This is a genomic window from Campylobacter sp. JH32 (assembly GCF_017846535.1).
GTDB classification, from domain to species: domain Bacteria; phylum Campylobacterota; class Campylobacteria; order Campylobacterales; family Campylobacteraceae; genus Campylobacter_D; species Campylobacter_D coli.
The window spans coordinates 1-1840 of the sequence record NZ_JAEQBS010000028.1; the positions used below are offsets into that span (position 1 = coordinate 1).

Genomic DNA, 1840 nt, shown 5'->3' on the forward strand with positions numbered 1-1840 from the left:
CAAATGGAAAAATAATAGGATTTAGAGTTAGAAAATTTAAGGATATAAATTCCTTGCAAAAACTCAAAGACAATGCCGAAGAGCTTTTCTACTTGGATAAACAAAGAGTTTTAAAGGCTAAAGAAGCACAAATCTATAAAAATCTTTTTACTTGATTGTATTTAAATCAAAGTTTTTAATGTTTTAAGCTTTAATATCTATACTTTTTGGTGTAGAATTTAAAGAAAGAATTTTATTAAATTCTCCTGTGTTATCATCACTAAATTTCATACCAAAAAGAAGTTCTAACTCATCGCTTGTGCTAAATTTACCTTCTAATAGTTTTTTTACAAGCTCGTTTCTTACATTATCATCTTTGTAAGTTTCTTTGTTTTGACTTTCGCTTTGTATGGGAGTGCGAGGTTTTTGCTCCTCTTTAGCCTTAAGATCTTCTCTTACAATTTGCTCTATGGTTTTATTGCTTGGCTCTAAATTTATTGTTAAATTTAGCCATTTTTGTTTAAATTCTTCTATGCTTAAATTGCTACTAAACAAATCGAGTGCTTCCATAAGTTTTTCCATTGAGCCGTTAGCTATAAAAGAATTATTTTTTATAAAGTCATTTAAATCTTGGATTTGATTTTTATCCATATTTTTATCAAATCCCATTAACTTACCGCTTATATTGCTTTGTCCTTCAATAAGATAACCGCCACCAAATTGATTAAAAACTACATTTGCAAAATTCATAAAAGATTTATCCTTTGAGTTTAAATCTTTCAAATTTATGACCACTTTGCTTCCTTTATAAGAATTATTTTCATTTAAAAAATTATTTTCTAAATCTTGTGCCTTGTCATAAATTTTTAAAATTTCAAAACTATTTTTATCCATTTCAAAACCTAGCGGAAGTTCATTTTTAGAAAATTGCATTAAATTAGAAAACACTTTATAGGCGTTTTCTAGCGTTTTGGTAAAATCGATAGTGTCGAAATGTTTATTTTGAGAAAGATTTTTAACTAGTGTTTGCATTTGTGTCGCATCAATTTTATAATTTTTTGAAATTCCCAAGCTTTGCGTTGTTGCTTGAGATATATCTTTTAATTTTTGAGTAGAATAACCACCTTTATGATGGTTATTTATATAAGCTGTGTTTATCATACTCTCACTCCTTGCTGATTTATCTTAATTTAAATCGGCTTTATGGTTTTTACCTTGATAATCCGCCTAATTGCCTATCAAATTGATTTTTATATCTATAACTAAGCTCCCTAACAATTCCATTATTATTTAATACTTGACTGCTTTGTTTATACATTGTCCCAGAAGCTCTATCGAAAATGATGGCAGAGTATGTAAGAAAACTATAAGGTTTTCCAAGACTAGATATAGACCAATTTTTTTGAGCGACAAACCCTATATGATAATTTGTGCTATGAGGCTCTTCGTTTGTAAGAATAGCTTTAAAATCTCTATAATGAGTTCCTGTTATAGTTTGACTTACGGCAAGACTTAAGCAAGAATTTGTCCCACTTAAACAGTTACCGACAGATTGAAACGCACCTCCCCTAACCTCTTTCATCTCTTCAAGGCTGAGTTCTTTGACACCCGGGCTTGTATCACTTAAAGCACCTTTTGTGAGTTTAGCTAAAAAATCTTCAGCAAAAACAGAACTAGTCAGTAAAGAAGTTAAAGCTAAAAAAGCAAAAATCTTTTTCATTTGAAATCCTTTCGTAAATTCTTTTTGTAAGTTCTTTAAAACTACTATCGACTTATTCTAGCAAAAGTTTAATCTTGCTTTGAAAGTTAAGTGAATTTTCTTTAAATACTTAAAATTTTATTCTCGGTTTGTTTGCTTTTG

The 1840-nt window shown here is 29.0% G+C and carries 2 protein-coding genes; both read right to left on the reverse strand.

Features of this window, described 5'->3' with window-relative positions:
• Positions 1-183: 183 nt before the first annotated feature.
• Positions 184-1140 (reverse strand): hypothetical protein, encoded by a 957-nt coding sequence (locus tag KAR67_RS09330; RefSeq protein ID WP_139865445.1) that lies wholly within the window; start codon positions 1138-1140, stop codon positions 184-186.
• Between the two features lie 49 nt (positions 1141-1189).
• On the reverse strand, positions 1190-1699 hold the full coding sequence (locus tag KAR67_RS09335) for a hypothetical protein (RefSeq protein WP_171831585.1): 510 nt from the start codon (positions 1697-1699) through the stop codon (positions 1190-1192).
• Positions 1700-1840 lie beyond the last annotated feature (141 nt).